This is a genomic window from Paenibacillus rhizoryzae (genome assembly GCF_059686995.1).
The window spans coordinates 22,163-37,428 of record NZ_JCAALT010000020.1 but is presented as its reverse complement, the minus strand read 5'-3'; the positions used below and the strand labels follow the sequence as shown (position 1 = coordinate 37,428).

At 50.4% G+C, this 15,266-nt stretch carries 12 protein-coding genes, 4 tRNA genes and 1 riboswitch; of the genes, 12 read left to right on the top strand and 4 right to left on the bottom strand.

Going from position 1 to position 15,266, the window contains the following annotated elements:
* Positions 1 to 191: 191 nt before the first annotated feature.
* The 4 genes from AC6ESO_RS30010 (at position 192) to AC6ESO_RS29995 (ending at position 557) form a co-directional block, all read left to right on the top strand.
* Positions 192 to 267, top strand: a tRNA-Thr gene (locus tag AC6ESO_RS30010).
* 11 nt (positions 268 to 278) lie between these two features.
* Positions 279 to 354 (top strand) — tRNA-Lys (locus tag AC6ESO_RS30005).
* Positions 355 to 390: 36 nt separating this feature from the next.
* A tRNA-Leu gene (locus AC6ESO_RS30000) sits at positions 391 to 473 on the top strand.
* Between the two features lie 9 nt (positions 474 to 482).
* Positions 483 to 557: transfer RNA gene (locus AC6ESO_RS29995), tRNA-Gly, on the top strand.
* Positions 558 to 736: 179 nt separating this feature from the next.
* On the opposite strand, the gene AC6ESO_RS29990 is transcribed toward AC6ESO_RS29995, so the two are convergent.
* From AC6ESO_RS29990 to AC6ESO_RS29980, 3 genes are all read right to left on the bottom strand, one after another.
* Complete coding sequence (locus AC6ESO_RS29990; protein WP_497094537.1) at positions 737 to 1,708, bottom strand: hypothetical protein; 972 nt, start codon at positions 1,706 to 1,708, stop codon at positions 737 to 739.
* 78 nt (positions 1,709 to 1,786) lie between these two features.
* Entirely contained in the window at positions 1,787 to 2,383 is a 597-nt protein-coding gene (thpR, locus tag AC6ESO_RS29985; RefSeq protein ID WP_497094536.1) for an RNA 2',3'-cyclic phosphodiesterase, read from the bottom strand.
* Positions 2,384 to 2,414: 31 nt separating this feature from the next.
* On the bottom strand, positions 2,415 to 3,155 hold the full coding sequence (locus tag AC6ESO_RS29980; RefSeq protein WP_497094535.1) for a spermidine synthase: 741 nt from the start codon (positions 3,153 to 3,155) through the stop codon (positions 2,415 to 2,417).
* A gap of 273 nt (positions 3,156 to 3,428) precedes the next feature.
* Positions 3,429 to 3,597, top strand: a riboswitch (cyclic di-AMP (ydaO/yuaA leader).
* Positions 3,598 to 3,726: 129 nt separating this feature from the next.
* Here AC6ESO_RS29980 and AC6ESO_RS29975 point away from each other — a divergent pair.
* The 8 genes from AC6ESO_RS29975 (at position 3,727) to AC6ESO_RS29940 (ending at position 13,571) form a co-directional block, all read left to right on the top strand.
* Complete coding sequence (locus AC6ESO_RS29975; RefSeq protein ID WP_497094534.1) at positions 3,727 to 4,143, top strand: hypothetical protein; 417 nt, start codon at positions 3,727 to 3,729, stop codon at positions 4,141 to 4,143.
* Positions 4,144 to 4,463: 320 nt separating this feature from the next.
* Entirely contained in the window at positions 4,464 to 4,541 is a 78-nt protein-coding gene (locus tag AC6ESO_RS29970; RefSeq protein WP_091225672.1) for a potassium-transporting ATPase subunit F, read from the top strand.
* A 31-nt stretch (positions 4,542 to 4,572) separates the two neighbouring features.
* Entirely contained in the window at positions 4,573 to 6,246 is a 1,674-nt protein-coding gene (gene kdpA, locus AC6ESO_RS29965) for a potassium-transporting ATPase subunit KdpA (RefSeq protein ID WP_497094538.1), read from the top strand.
* Positions 6,247 to 6,265: 19 nt separating this feature from the next.
* A complete protein-coding gene (kdpB, locus tag AC6ESO_RS29960) occupies positions 6,266 to 8,308 on the top strand; it encodes a potassium-transporting ATPase subunit KdpB (protein WP_497094533.1) in 2,043 nt (680 codons plus the stop codon).
* Between the two features lie 12 nt (positions 8,309 to 8,320).
* Positions 8,321 to 8,881, top strand: a complete 561-nt coding sequence (kdpC, locus tag AC6ESO_RS29955; protein WP_497094532.1) for a potassium-transporting ATPase subunit KdpC — start codon at positions 8,321 to 8,323, stop codon at positions 8,879 to 8,881.
* A gap of 78 nt (positions 8,882 to 8,959) precedes the next feature.
* Positions 8,960 to 11,281, top strand: a complete 2,322-nt coding sequence (locus AC6ESO_RS29950) for a histidine kinase (RefSeq protein WP_497094531.1) — start codon at positions 8,960 to 8,962, stop codon at positions 11,279 to 11,281.
* Between the two features lie 68 nt (positions 11,282 to 11,349).
* Positions 11,350 to 12,876, top strand: coding sequence for an ATP-binding protein (locus tag AC6ESO_RS29945; RefSeq protein ID WP_497094530.1), 1,527 nt, complete (start codon positions 11,350 to 11,352; stop codon positions 12,874 to 12,876).
* Complete coding sequence (locus tag AC6ESO_RS29940) at positions 12,873 to 13,571, top strand: response regulator (protein ID WP_497094529.1); 699 nt, start codon at positions 12,873 to 12,875, stop codon at positions 13,569 to 13,571. Before AC6ESO_RS29945 ends, AC6ESO_RS29940 begins: the two co-directional genes overlap by 4 nt.
* A 64-nt stretch (positions 13,572 to 13,635) precedes the next feature.
* Here the strand turns inward: AC6ESO_RS29940 and AC6ESO_RS29935 are convergent, their stop codons facing one another.
* Entirely contained in the window at positions 13,636 to 15,252 is a 1,617-nt protein-coding gene (locus tag AC6ESO_RS29935; protein ID WP_497094528.1) for a DUF3502 domain-containing protein, read from the bottom strand.
* Between the last annotated feature and the right edge of the window lie 14 nt (positions 15,253 to 15,266).

The window sequence follows — 15,266 nt, the reverse complement described above, 5'->3', positions numbered from 1 at the left end:
GACGAATACTAATCGGTCGAGGGCTTATCCTACGAACATTCGCTCGGATGTTCAACTTCGGATCAAGATCAGCTAAATAAGACCTTCGCAAAGGTTCGTATCCAGTTTTCAAGTTGTAAATCAACTAATTGAATAACCCACTTGTGGGTTTTATTTAATTGAGTTTGGTAAGACTTGAAACTTATACACATGCCGGTGTAGCTCAGTTGGTAGAGCAACTGACTTGTAATCAGTAGGTCGTGGGTTCGACTCCTATCGCCGGCACCATTTTTACACTTGAGCCATTAGCTCAGTTGGTAGAGCACCTGACTTTTAATCAGGGTGTCGTAGGTTCGAGTCCTACATGGCTCACCATTCTCGTTTAACGAAAATGGGGGCACTTAACATTATGCGCGTATGGCGGAATTGGCAGACGCACCAGACTTAGGATCTGGCGGGCGACCGTGGGGGTTCAAGTCCCTCTACGCGCACCATATTTACCTGCGGAAGTGGCTCAGCGGTAGAGCATCGCCTTGCCAAGGCGAGGGTCGCGGGTTCGATTCCCGTCTTCCGCTCCATTATTACAACATTCAAGCCCGTTTTTCGGATAACCGAGAAACGGGATTTTTGCTTTGATAGAACTGAGATGAGTAGTAAAGGAATAAGCTGGAACTCCGACATTACGCGTCGGAGTGGTGTTTTTTCCAAAAGGTTGATTTAAGCGATTTGAGGATGACGTTATACGAAGTAGGACCAATTATTTAGTTGCCAACGGGCCACAGCCTAGTTTGACAGTTAAGTGCCACTCGCTCGAGGAGTACGGATTAATGCGTAGAAGCTTGTCTCGTTCAGTTGCTACCGTAAGGTTGTCGTAGTACCCATTGCATGGCTCCAGCGCACAAACGGCTTGCTCGTTGCATAGCCCTTCGTCAATCCATATGCCCAAATAAGGCACCAATTCAGCATCCCACTCCAGCTTCAAATAATCCTCACTGTCTTGTTCATATAGTCCGGTCCATCCCTCATGGACTGCCCCATCAATATAGAATTTACGAGCATCCTTGGCGGAAGCGGGGCCGATCGTATCAAGGCGGAGCTTCAAACCATCAATAACCGCTTCCGGCCAATCATACAACTCACCTTTCTGCAGAAAGCGTCCGCCTCCTACACAGCGAACTTGTTTAGTGGCCTTAGGCAGCATTATCTGCGTCTGTGCCGTGGCAACAAATTGGGGATGGGCAAGCCAAAATGCAGATAACGTCTCAGAGTTGAGGTTACGAACGGAGTAATCGATCCGTAGCTGCTGCTCCCCTTCGAAGCGGATGGTTCTTGTCATTTCGAAAGGGAGGGCTCTGCCGACTACCCTGCACACAAGTGCATCCTGTTCATCGAGAGAAACCTCCCAAGGAATCGACCATACATCGCCATGATCGGGCATGTGTTGTCCGAAGTAGGCACCATCTACCGGATAGGTGCAGGCAGCAACAGTAGGGAAACATTCATCCCAACCGCTCATATCCGCCGCGAGGAAATTTGAGCCATGCTCCACCTTGGCAAGCGGTCGAGATCCGGTGCCGACGATCCATTCTTTTCCGGTTACCAGGTTTAGCAGAGAGACGATTTTGCCTCCTAGCTCAGGGATGACGATCATCCGTAGTCCGCTAGATTTCATGAGGACGGCCGGCCAGTCTTGAAAGGTGGTATTATCTATTAAATATCGTGATTCCATAGGCCTATCTACCTCCAAAATGGTTCTATTACAAACCAGTATAACGTAAATGATGGAGGTTGAAGGGGGCTAATTCGCTTAATCCCGAAGAAACGGAGCCACTGAAATAGCCTCGTACATGGGGCGACGCTGCAAGTGACTCTGATAGAGTGTGATGGCATCTGCTTTCCACTGGAGCGGGTTGCCTGAGGTAGGAACCTGAAAGCCGCTAAGCATCGAAGGCTCGAATGAATCCTTGCCCGCGTAATTTCGTGCAAGCGTGAGATGTGGGTTATATGAGCGGCTCTCCGGTGTGAGCCCGAGGGGCTTCAACATCCGGGCTACATTTTGTTGCAGCATATGCAATTGCGCGACATCTCCTTCGACGCCGGCCCACAGGATGGAGGGGCGAATCGGGCGACCGAAGACGCCTAGCGAGGCAACCTGCAGCTCGAAGGCAGGAACACCAGTAGCTGCTTCACTCAGTGCAGTTGCTATGGCTGGAACAAGCGCGCTCGGCGTATCGCCTAGAAATTGCAGCGTGATGTGATAATCGTCCCTATGTGCCCATTTGCGGAAGGGAAGCTGTGACTTGATGTCTTCGCACATGATGGAAATAGACTGCTTGATGGCATCTGGAACGGAGACAGCGGCGAACAAGCGGACGGTCTGCTCCGTCGTGACTGGCGTATTCATCAGTTTATATCAACCTCTCTAGTGCATGGTGCTAGCGATCTTCAATGATATAGCCTTGCCCTAATTCGATCTCCATAAACCCAGCCATGCGCCGATTTTGATAGGGAAGCGGCTCGTTGCTTCCCACGAGAATGTAATTCCTTCGATCGGATGCACTTTCAGCTGGCAAGGCAAAAGCTTGCACAGAGCGATACACTTCCTGCAGCGTCGTATAGATGGCGTTTATATGAGCATCATTTTCGCGTTTACCCATCAGATTGATGAGGATCGCGCCGTTCTCGTCCAGCTTGGCGGCAGCGAGCTCGAAGAAGCCCTGCGAAGTTAAATGCCGAGGTGTGCCCTTATCGGAGAAGGCATCAAGCACGATGAAATCAAGCGCATACGCATCCTCGTCAGCAAGAAACTCGCGGCCATCGCCAACCACCACATTATCGTCACTATAGCCAAAATACTCCTTGCTTAACGCTACCACATGCTCGTCCAGCTCTGCAACTTTAAAGCGCTTCCCCGGGCAATTCCGCGCAATCGTCCCGATGCCATGTCCGATAACGAACACACGCTGGAAGGAAGGATTACTACTGTTCATGAGGTGAATCATTGCCTGCGGGTATTCAAACAAGATACGTTCCGGCTGGTCCAAATCCATAGCGCCTTGCATGGCGCTGTTCGAGAACTGAAGGATGCGGAATCGCCCGCGCTCCTCTCCATACTCACTCGTATCGTAAACGGTTATTTCCTGCTGTCCGCTGCTTTCCCGGTGCAAAATCTGCACAATGAACCAATCTCCTTCGCCTTAGCCGGCCAGCCTTCTCCGCTATGATTACCAGCGTACCGCATCCCCGAGGAACATTCAATTGTTAATGCTTCACCATAGAAAATGCGAAAAATTGGAGCATTCTGACGGAAATCTATTGAAATTGAGTGTCTCCATTGAAAGACATCGCTTTCATAAACGGATAACGTCCGAATAGGAGAATATGGTCACATAATCAGATTTTACAATCTCGTGTAACAGGAATAAGATTTGATTCAACAACATCAAATCTTGCTTTAAACGCTGAGTCCTCGCAAGAGGAACGGGGGAACCAATTAGGAGCCGACGCATGCCAGAGCGGCTCCTTGGGGTGAATCCATAACAGGTGTTATTTGTTAAGGTAGGGTACTCTCAAGCCCGAATCCGACAGCTAACCTCGTAAGCGTATGAGAGAGAACCCCCTTCAATCGAGCTTGCAACAGCTTGTTTCTTTACGCTGTTTAAGAGGCCCGGGAGCAGAGTTTCTCTGCTCCCGGGCCTCTTTGCGTTTTCTATCATCTGCCGACAAACAATCAGGAGAGTGAGTAGTATGAAAGATTGCAAGATTAAAGCGATTGAGCTGTTTCAATTTGACGGTGAGCTCACCGATGAAAGGCTGCCCGGACATAGTGAAGACTGTATTTGCGGTTTGCTTGCGATTACCACGAATGACGGCGGAAGTGGGTTCATTGAATTCCAGCTGCACGGCTGTAACCTGAAGGGGGACATCGTGCAGTGGACGGCCATCTACCAGCGAATCAAGGGTCTGACACTAGAAGAAAGTTTGGATTATATCCATCAGAAGGAAGAATCGTGGGGAACGGAACGCGCACATTTAATGGAATCCGCATTAACAAGCTTGGCTGAGCAGCTCGATTATACAGCTAAAGGTATCACGGGCCGAAGCTGCGCATTATGGAATCGCGCGTATTTATTCGACCATTCGCAGGCCTATGTCTCATTCTAAACATCGATAACGGCGATTTTTATACTTTTTTTACACCTGGCAGCAGGTTTCTTTACCCCCTTTTTACAGCAACCCGTATTAAGATTTCACTATACCAACGAGGGGAAATGATGAGTATCCAAACAAACTTCAGGCACCCATTAATTCAAGCATAGTTTCAATCCAACAGGGGAAAATATTCTCAATTCATTACTGCAGTAACAGGGAGGTAGTAAAGAGACATGATGAATGATTTTACAATGGTCGTATTGTTTGTTGCTGCATTTGCTATATTTTGGGGATTTCTTAAGTTTTGTGAGAAAGCCTAGGGAGGTAACGCTATGATTATCGTCGGTATTATTGCAGCTGTTCTAATCTTGTACCTTGGCTTTGTATTAGTAAAACCCGAAAAATTCTAAATGGTAAGGGCGGAGGATTCATAACATGAGTATGGGGTTCATACAAGTTGCCATAACGCTTATCATCTTAATGTTGTTGGTTAAGCCGGTAGGCAGTTATTTAGTAAAAGTCTTTCAACGAGAAAAAACGGGGCTCGATCGTGTGTTCGGTCCTTTCGAACGCATGCTGTATCGCTTGATGGGCGTACGCGAAGATGAAGCAATGGGATGGAAAAAGTATATAGCAGCCGTCCTGCTTAGCAACTTCGTCATGATGATTCTTCTGTATCTTGTCCTGCGGTTTCAAAGCTTCCTGCCGCTCAATCCGGACGGGATCGGCAATATGCCGGCAGCGCAGGCATTTAATACAGCCGTATCGTTTATTACGAATACAAACTGGCAGTCGTACTCAGGTGAGAATGGACTTTCTTACTTGTCTCAATTGCTTGCCATCACGTTTCCAATGTTCACGTCGGCGGCAACCGGCTTTGCTATAGCGATTGCGTTCATACGTGGACTCATCGGCCGTCAAGATAATCTCGGTAACTTCTACGTGGATATGGTTCGCGGAATTACGCGAGTATTCTTGCCGCTCAGCTTCTTGGTCGCTTTGTTCTTCGTATTCCAAGGCATTCCGCAAACGTTCCAGGGTGCTATAGATGCGACCACGCTTGAAGGGGCTCAGCAGACGATAACCAGAGGTCTTGTAGCGACACTTGAATCCATTAAACACGTGGGTACAAACGGCGGTGGATGGTTCGGTACGAACTCTGCGCATCCGTTCGAGAATCCAACACCGCTCACAAACATGGTTGAAATTATATGCATGATGCTGCTTCCTACCGCGCTCGTGTATGCTTTCGGTCTGATGATTAAGAACAAGAAGCAGGGCTGGGCTGTATTTGGAGCTATGGGACTCATCTTCTTGGTTATGCTTACAGTCGTTTTTGTATCGGAATACAGAGGCGTTCCCGCTCTTGATGCGGCAGGCCTTCACGGAAATATGGAGGGCAAGGAAGTAAGGTTTGGCGAATCGCAGTCCGCATTGTTTACAGCGGTGACAACGGCAGCTACTACGGGGTCTGTAAACAATATGCACGAATCGTTAACACCGATGGGCGGCTTTGTTGCGTTGTCCGAAATGATGCTGAATAACGTATTCGGCGGTAAAGGCGTCGGGCTCCTCAATGGGTTACTGTATCTCATTTTATCGGTATTCATTTGCGGTCTGATGGTTGGACGCACGCCGGAATTCCTCGGTAAGAAAATTGAAGGAAAAGAAGTGAAGCTTGCTGCAATTGCGCTTCTCATTCATCCTTTGCTCATTCTGGCACCGACCGCGATTGCACTTGCAACGCCGGTGGCTACCGCGTCCATAGCAAACGCAGGGACGCACGGATTATCTGAAGTGCTTTATGCCTTCACGTCCGGTGCGGCAAACAATGGTTCCGCATTTGGCGGACTGACCGCGAATACCGACTTCTATAATATCGGGATTGGTCTGGTCATGTTGTTTGGCCGTTATATTTCCATCATTGCCATGCTTGCGATTGCGGGGTCTCTTGCGGTTAAACGAGTTGTACCGGTATCGACTGGAACGCTGCGCACGAATACACCATTGTTCACGGGAATTCTCATCATGATCATTCTCGTGATCGGAGCGCTCACGTTCTTCCCTGGACTTGCACTGGGGCCAATTGCTGAACATCTGGCCATGCCGCAATAAACTTAAGGAGAGATAAACGATGGCTGCTGCACGCAGAAAAACAATAACAAAGGAAATTGCATCGCAGGCGATACTCGATGCCTTTAAGAAACTGAATCCGGCGGTCATGATCAAGAACCCGGTTATGTTTATCGTTGAAGTAGGTACGGTTATTACGTTGCTGCTATCCATACAGCCTGATCTGTTTGGCGCGGATACAGTAGGCCGAGGCTATAATGTGACCGTATTTTTCATTCTGCTCTTTACCGTCTTGTTCGGCAATTTCGCTGAAGCATTAGCAGAAGGCCGAGGCAAGGCGCAGGCGGATACCCTTCGGAAAACGAAGTCCGAAACGATGGCGAAGCTTGTTCAGCGGGATGGCTCTTTCAAGCAGGTTCCTTCCACGCAGCTGAAGAAAGGCGACATTGTCCGCGTGGAAGCCGGCGAGCTTATTCCGACAGACGGTGAGATTATCGAGGGTCTGGCATCCATCGATGAATCGGCGATCACAGGTGAATCAGCACCTGTGATCAAGGAAGCCGGCGGCGATTTCTCCTCGGTTACAGGGGGGACGCGAGTTGCTTCCGACTATATTATTGTGAAAGTCATGACAGATCCGGGTGAATCCTTCCTGGATCGCATGATATCGCTCGTAGAAGGCGCCAAGCGGCAAAAAACACCGAATGAGCTTGCATTAACGACGCTTCTTGCCGTATTAACGATCATTTTCCTTATTGTTATTATGACAATGGTTCCAATGGCGAACTATCTGAATGTCAATCTGGATATTGCTACCCTAATCGCATTGCTTGTCTGTTTAATACCGACAACCATCGGCGCGCTGTTGTCCGCTATCGGGATTGCCGGCATGGACCGGGTTACGCAATATAATGTACTTGCGATGTCCGGTAAGGCTGTTGAGGCTGCCGGCGATATCGATACACTGATCTTGGATAAGACGGGCACGATCACGTACGGGAACCGGATGGCTGCTGAGTTCATTCCGGTCAAAGGCGTCACAGCCAAGGAAATGACATTCGCTGCTTTGCAGGCCTCTGTAAAGGATGAAACGCCTGAAGGTCGTTCGATCGTAGAGCTTGCCGGTAAACTCGGCGAATCTTGGGCGGAGAGCGAATATGCAAGCGCCGAAATTGTTGAGTTTACGGCAGAAACAAGAATGTCCGGACTTGATATGGCCGGCGGCGTTCAGATCCGTAAAGGTGCGGTCGATGCCATTAAGAAATTTGTTTCCGCCAATGGCGGCAGCATCCCGGGCGATTTAGAAGAAGCATCGAACCGGATTGCCAGAGCGGGAGGCACTCCGCTCGCTGCGGCCGTAGGTAATCGCATATACGGTGTCATCTACTTGAAGGACACCGTGAAGCCTGGACTGAAGGAACGTTTCGCGGAGATGCGGGCAATGGGCATCAAAACAATCATGTGTACGGGCGATAATCCGCTCACAGCGGCTACAATTGCTCTTGAAGCGGGAGTCGACGATTTCATCGCCGAAGCGAAGCCGGAGGACAAAATTGCCGCGATTAAGAAGGAACAGCAAGAAGGCAAGCTCGTTGCGATGACGGGCGACGGTACGAATGATGCTCCGGCGCTGGCTCAAGCCGACGTTGGCCTGGCGATGAATTCGGGAACGATGGCTGCGAAGGAAGCGGCCAATATGATCGATTTGGATTCCGATCCGACGAAGCTGTTGTCTGTGGTCTCGATCGGCAAACAGCTGCTCATTACCCGTGGCGCCCTTACGACATTCTCGATTGCCAATGACATCGCCAAGTATTTCGCGATCATCCCGGCTATGTTCATATTGGCGATGCCTCAGCTGCAATCGCTGAACATCATGCACCTGACTTCGCCGAAATCGGCGATCTTGTCCGCGTTAATTTTCAATGCCGTCATTATCCCGCTGCTCATCCCAATTGCGATGAAAGGCGTGAAATACCGTGCCATGACAGCCGATACGCTGCTTACTCGCAACGTGCTGATTTACGGCCTTGGCGGGGTTATCGTTCCATTCATCGGCATCAAAATCATAGACCTGGTGCTTCATGGTCTTCAACTCGTTTAAGGAGATAATCATATGAAGATGACACTGACCGCGATACGTCTGTCCGTAGTGCTTATGGTGCTTTGCGGACTCCTTTATCCATTAGTCACGACCGGTGTAGCGGGAGCTTTATTCCCGAAACAAGCCGCAGGCAGCTTAATTGAAGTGAACGGCAAGGTTGTCGGTTCGGAGCTTTTAGCCCAGGATTTCCAATCGCCAAAATTGTTCCATCCGCGAGCTTCGAACGCAAAATACGATCCAACAGCCTCGGCGGGCTCCAATATGGCCATTGCCTATCCGGAATACGTGAAGGCCATGAAAGAGCAAATCGACGCGCTTCGGAAGGATAATCCGAATTTGACGGATATCCCGGCCGATCTGGTAACCGTCTCCGGCTCCGGCTATGATCCGGATTTGTCTCCGGAAGCAGCCAAAGCGCAAGTGCCGAGAATCAGCAAAGAGACGGGGATTTCGGAGCAGGAGCTTAATGAACTCGTGGATGCCAATACGACAAGCCGGCAGCTTGGCATTTTCGGGGAACCGCGCGTGAACGTAACGGGCATTAATATGGAACTCATGAAGCAAGTGAAGTAATACTCAAGCAGCCGCCTCCACTTTGTGGGGGTGGCTTTCTCGGTTTTATTCATCTTTCATATAGAGGGGAAATCGCCAGTGGAAAGCTTTAAACGCAAAACGCCGGAAGATATCTTGCATTCCATCTCGAAGCTCCACCGCGGTACGCTGAAGATCTACATCGGTCCCGTAAGCGGCTCGGGCAAAACCTATCATATGCTGCGCGAAGGACAGACCTTGAAGCAGCAAGGCATCGATGTGGTCATCTGCGCAGTCTCGACGCTGCAGCGACCAGAGACGGTAGAGCAGCTGGGTGACCTGGAGCGGGTCCCTAGTATTCATTGGTATGAGAACGGAGCTGAGCTCAAGGATTTGAACCTCGATGCGCTGCTCGAGCGAAATCCGGAAGTCGTTCTCGTAGACGGCCTTGCTCACCGCAATCGTCCGGATGCCCGTTTTGCTACCAGACTGGAGGACATCAAATTTCTGCTTTCTCATGCGATTAGCGTGATCACAACGGTTAACGTATACGAGCTTGAGGGTTACACCGAAATCGCCCATAAGCTTACGGGGATTGAAGCGGCGTGCACGGTTCCCGCGGATACGCTTGAACTGGCCGATGAGGTGAGGCTGATTGACGTCACCCCGGAAACGGTATTAAATCGTATGGCCGAAGGGCATCTGAAAGGGAATAAGGATGCAACGGTGTTTAAACGAGGCAATTTGGGCGTGCTCCGTGAACTGGCGCTTCGGCTGGTTGCGGAGGATGTGAATGAATCCTTGAAATTGCATCGCGAAGAAATGGGGCTGATCGGCCCATCCGGCGCAGCGGAGCGCATCCTGGTCACGACGCAGTACCACTGGAACGGATCCATCTATGTTAGGCGAGGACAGCAAATAGCCAAGCGACTGAACGGGGATCTGGTTGTGATTACGTTTCGCAAATTGAAGAAGTCTTTATCGAAAGAAGAGGCAACCTTCCGCAGGAGCACGATTAAGCTTGTAGAGAAAGTGGATGGTAAGTTTGAAGAGCTGCCATTCCCGAAGCGAAGGCGCATTCCGAAGACATTAGTGAACTACGCGACCCAGCATAATGTGACGCGCATCGTGATGGGGCATTCGAAGCAAACACGGTGGCAGGAGTTCTGGCAGGGGTCCATTATAAGTGAGCTGCTGAAGATCACGAAAAATATCGATCTGTTTCTAGTCGCTGATTCCACGGCGAATGAGGGAGAGCGGGTTCTTCCCGCCCAAATGACGGCGGCCACAGAGCAGCAGAAATATAAGCGGCTCAGCCAGCAGGAAGTAGCGGAGAAGATCGACCAAATCAGACGCGGCAAATTTAAAGTATATATCGGCGCTGCTCCCGGCGTGGGCAAAACGTATATGATGCTGCGCGAAGGGAATGACCATCTGAGAAAGGGGATTGATGTCCAGATAGGACTGCTGGAAACCCACAACCGAGCCGAAACGATCCAGCAGATCGGCAGCTTGAATGTCATAGACCGAAAGCGTATGGTATATCAAGGAGTTACCCTTGAAGAAATGGATACGGATGAGATCATCCGGCGATGTCCCGAGGTTGTACTGGTCGATGAGCTTGCCCATACGAATGTACCCGGAAGCAAGTACAAGAAACGATATGAAGATGTGCTGGAAATATTGGATGCGGGCATTTCGGTCATTTCAACGGTTAATGTGCAGCACTTGGAGAGTTTGAATGATGCTGTCGAACAAATTACCGGAGTTCGGGTCCGGGAAACGGTACCCGATAGTATCCTTCATTTGGCCGATGAGGTGCAGCTCATCGATGTTGCTCCGGAAGCGCTCCAGCATCGGATGCGGGAGGGCAAAATCTATGCCATGACGAAAGTCGATCAGGCGCTAAATAACTTCTTCAAAACAGGGAACCTGATTGCTTTGCGAGAGCTGGCCCTTCGCGAAATCGCCGACGATGTCGATGAACGATTGGAATCGTTCGAGCGGAAGAGTTCTCTGCGCGGCCCGTGGCGAAGGAAAGAAGTGATCTTTATCTGCGTCAACAGTACGCCGCATGCCGAACGTCTGATACGGCGCGGGTTCCGGACGGCGTACAGGCTTAAGGCCGCATGGTATGTCAATTATGTACAAGTGGGAAGCAGCTGTTCGGATGAGCTGAAGAAACGGTTGGCTGCTTTGGAGAAATTGACGGAGCGATTAGGCGGGAAGTTTATTATCCATGAAGAGCACCAGAACAGACAAATTGCCGCTGTTTTAGCTTCGAAAGCAGATGAGGTTGAAGCGACACAGCTGGTTATAGGTCAACCGAAGCTATCCTTCTGGGAATCGCTATGGAAGGGTTCCGTCGTCAATCAGTTGATTCGGCTTACCAGGCATATGGATGTATTAATTGTGGCGGACTTTGATGCCCAAACGCAATAATGAATGGCATATCGTCTCTACAGGATGTGATGAGAATGAATCTAGCCTTGAGAATCAGAGCTTTTTCGATGAAGCCTTATGTTTGGGTTACTTTATGCGTCACCTTGTTAACCATCGTCCTCCATGCTTTTGAGCTGGCCTTCGATATGGTTAACATTGCACTTATTTATTTATTCCCTGTATTATTCAGCGCCGTATATTGGGGACTTGCCCCTTCGTTTTATGCTGCAGCCTTAGGCGTGCTTGCCTTTGATTTTTTCTTTGTTCCGCCTTTCCTTAGCTTTACGGTAGCGGATTTACGTTATATTTTTTCCTTTGTCGTCTACCTTGCAGTTGCAGCGCTAACGGCCAGCCTGGCTGCCAGGCTCAAACAGCAGCTGAAGCTGGCTAAGCAAAGAGAAGCCCACACGGCATCGCTCTATACACTAAGTCGGCAAATGACGGCCATTGCGGATATTCGATCGCTGCTGGAGAACGTTTGCCATCAAGTTTCGGCTACCATCCATTCGCAGGTAGCGCTCTATTTGCCTGACAGTCAGGATGAGCTTACATTAGCTGCTTCTTCCGCAAGCGAGGACTGGGGCTGGGGAGAATCGGAGACGGCTATCGCCAAATGGGTGTATTCGCACGGGGAAATGGCAGGACGGGGTTCAGGCACATTAAGAGAATTCCCCGGCTTGTATGTGCCGCTGCTCACGGAAGAGCGGGTGTACGGGGTATTAGCCGTGAATCTTGCAAGCGGTGATTCGACTACTCTATCCATGGAGAATAAAAGACTGCTCGAAGCCTTCGCCGGACTCGCAGCAAGTGCGATCGCAAGGGTGAAGTTAGGGGAAGAGGCAAAGCTTGCCCATCTGACGGCTGAATCCGAGCGCTTACGAACGGCATTGCTGGACTCCGTTTCCCATGAATTACGGACTCCGCTCGCAACGATTATCGGGTCAGCAACGGGACTCATCGAGGGAGATCGGATGTTTTCCTCCGAGGATCGACTCGAATTGCTTGCGACCATTAGAGACGGCGCTTTGCGCATGAATCGGCTCGTCACGAACCTGCTTGGCATGGTCCAATTGGAAAGCGGCATGCTTCGGCTGCGTAAAAACTGGTGCGACGTCGGAGACATTATCGGAGTTGTCTTGTCCCAAGTGAAGGACTTCCAGCGTAACCGCGAAATACAGGTGAGTCTGCCGGAGCGAATTCCGATTGTGCTTGGCGATGAGGTGCTGCTTGAGCAAGTGCTCGTTAATGTGGTAAACAATGCGATCAAGTACTCGCCGGATGAGAGCACCGTCGTGATTTCCGTCGAGCAGGATGAAACCCATGTTATCATCAGAGTAGCGGATGCGGGTATGGGGATTCCAGCCGCTGACCTTGAGCGCATATTCGATAAATTTTACCGTGGCAGCAGGACCAAGCATGTGCCGGGAACGGGGCTTGGGCTTGCGATCTGCAAAGGCATCATGGAAGCGCATGGGGGAACGATTACAGCGGAGCATAACCTTCCGAAAGGTGCCGTTATCCAGATTGCACTGCCACTGGGGGACCAGAGCTTTCTCGCTCAAATGACTCCGGAAGGGGATAACGAACTGATATGACCACGACAACCGGAGCACGTATCTTGATCATCGATGACGAGCCGCAAATTCGCAAGCTGCTCCAAGTTTCCTTACAAGCGCATCACTTTGACATTCATACGGCCGCAACTGGAGAAGACGGCGTTTATCAAGCAAGCACCATCCATCCCGATCTTATCGTGCTCGATCTTGGCTTGCCGGATATATCCGGCATGGAGGTGCTGAGCCGAGTTCGAGAGTGGACGCGGATACCGGTCATCGTATTGACGGCCAAGGACCGAGAAGACGATAAGATTGCGGCGCTCGACAGCGGAGCGGACGATTACGTGACCAAGCCGTTTGGCATGGGGGAGCTGCTCGCGAGAATTCGCGTTGCGCTCCGTCATGCAGCGAAATCAACCGATGAGCCGGTTCTTCAATTCGGCCGGCTTATGATTGATTTGGCGCAGCGGGTCGTTGAGCTGGACGGCAATCGAGTGAAGCTAACGCCTACGGAGTACGACCTGCTCAAAGTATTGGCCTCGAGCGCGGGTAAGGTCATTACGCAGCGGCAGCTGCTGCAGCAGGTTTGGGGCGGCCATCACCATGAATCAGACAGCCATTATCTGCGTATCTACATTGGCCATTTGCGCAAGAAGCTGGAGGAGGACCCGACGAGACCCGTGTTCATTGAGACGGAGCCGGGCATCGGATATCGGTTCTTGCTGCAGGATTAGCGCGGCATTCCCTACAAAGAAAAGAAGTCGTGCAGCTCGCTGCACGACTTCTTTCATTCCATCCTTATTTCGCTGCTTTCCAAGCATCGATTTGCTTCTGCATTTCCGCGATAATTTTTTCCGCGCCGGCATCTTTCATTTTCGCCACGAACTCGTTGTATTTCTCCTCGGAAGTAACGCCCAAGCTGATCGCACGGGAATACTCGTCATTTACCGCAGAGGCTTTCGCGATTTCACCTTTTACAGGCTCAGCATCGAAGGTGAAGCCCAGCAGCTTGGAAGGCTCAGCTTCCGCGTTCACTTTCTTCGTTTGCTCCCAAACATCCGCTGGCATGCCTTTCTCTACATTAGCCAGGAAGTTGGACGCGAACATCCAAGGTACTTGCGGGTTGTAGTCGGCTTGCGCAGGTCCCGGGATCATGAGGCCATCAGCATCGAAATCGTATTGCTCGCCTTTAATACCGAAGTTTAAGAGGTTGTAGAGATCTTTGTCCGTGTTGAGCAATTCAAGCAGCATCATCGCTCTTTCCGGATTTTTGGAGTTGCGGTTGATCGCTTGCATCGTTGCCGTGATACCGCCTGTTGTCAAATGCGCAGTGCCGGCAGGAACTTCAAGGTACGGCTCTCCGCCAAGCGCGGAGTCAAGGTTAGCGCCGCCCGGCTTGAATGCGCCGCCGATGTTCAGCACCCATTTGCCTGCTTTTCCGTCTGTCCAATCATCGGTTTTCTTGGAGATCCGTTCTTTGGAATGCAGAATGCCCTTCTCGTTCCAATCTCTAAGGGTAGCTGCGAATTTCTTATAGCTATCGGATTCGAACTGATTGATAACCGTGAGGGAGTCATCGCCAAATCTCACGACGCCGGGTACATTGAAGCCGACAATAGCCTCCATGTTGAAGAAATCCGGGTCAATCCCGATAACCGGGTATTTCTGAGGATAATCCTTTTGAACCGCTTGAATGAACGGCAGGAGCAGGTCTAAGCTGTTTTCATTGATTTTGCCGCTAATGGAATTCATATCTAAGCCATATTTATCGATTAATGCTTTTGGAGCTGTAACGGCCGGTGTTCTTGCCGAGATTTGCTGATTGACGAAGCCGTAGATTTGCCCTTTGATTTTCGTTGCATCCCAGAAGGAAGCGGGCATGGAGGCTAACGTCGTCGGTGCGTACTTGGCAAGCAGATCATCGAGCGGGAGGAATGCGCCTTTGGCTACGTTTTGCGTATAGTTGTTGATCCAGCCGGCTGTGAACGTAATGTCATAAGGCTCGCCGGAGGCAATAACCACCTGCATTTTTTGATCGAAATCACCAAACGGGATCGCTTTGAAATCAACGGTAGCATTGATTTTATCTTTGATCACTTTATTGACTTCAGCGAAAATCTTATCTTGTTGCGGTTGCGGGAAGTTTCCGGGGAAGTACCAGGTAAGCTTAACTTCAGGCAGATCTGCCGCTGTATTCGCATCTGTTGCAGCTGTGTTGTCTGTTGTGGCAGCTGCATTTGAAGTTTCATTCGCCGCGGCTGTATTGTCGGACTTGCCGGTGTTGTTCGTGCTCGTGTTTCCTCCATTATTATTGGAGTTGTTGCCGCAAGCGACAGCCAGCATGCTGAATACGAGAAGCATAATCGTACATAGAAGGCCTAACTTGGACAATCGGAATGCTCTTGCTCGTTGCATTGTGAATCCTCCCT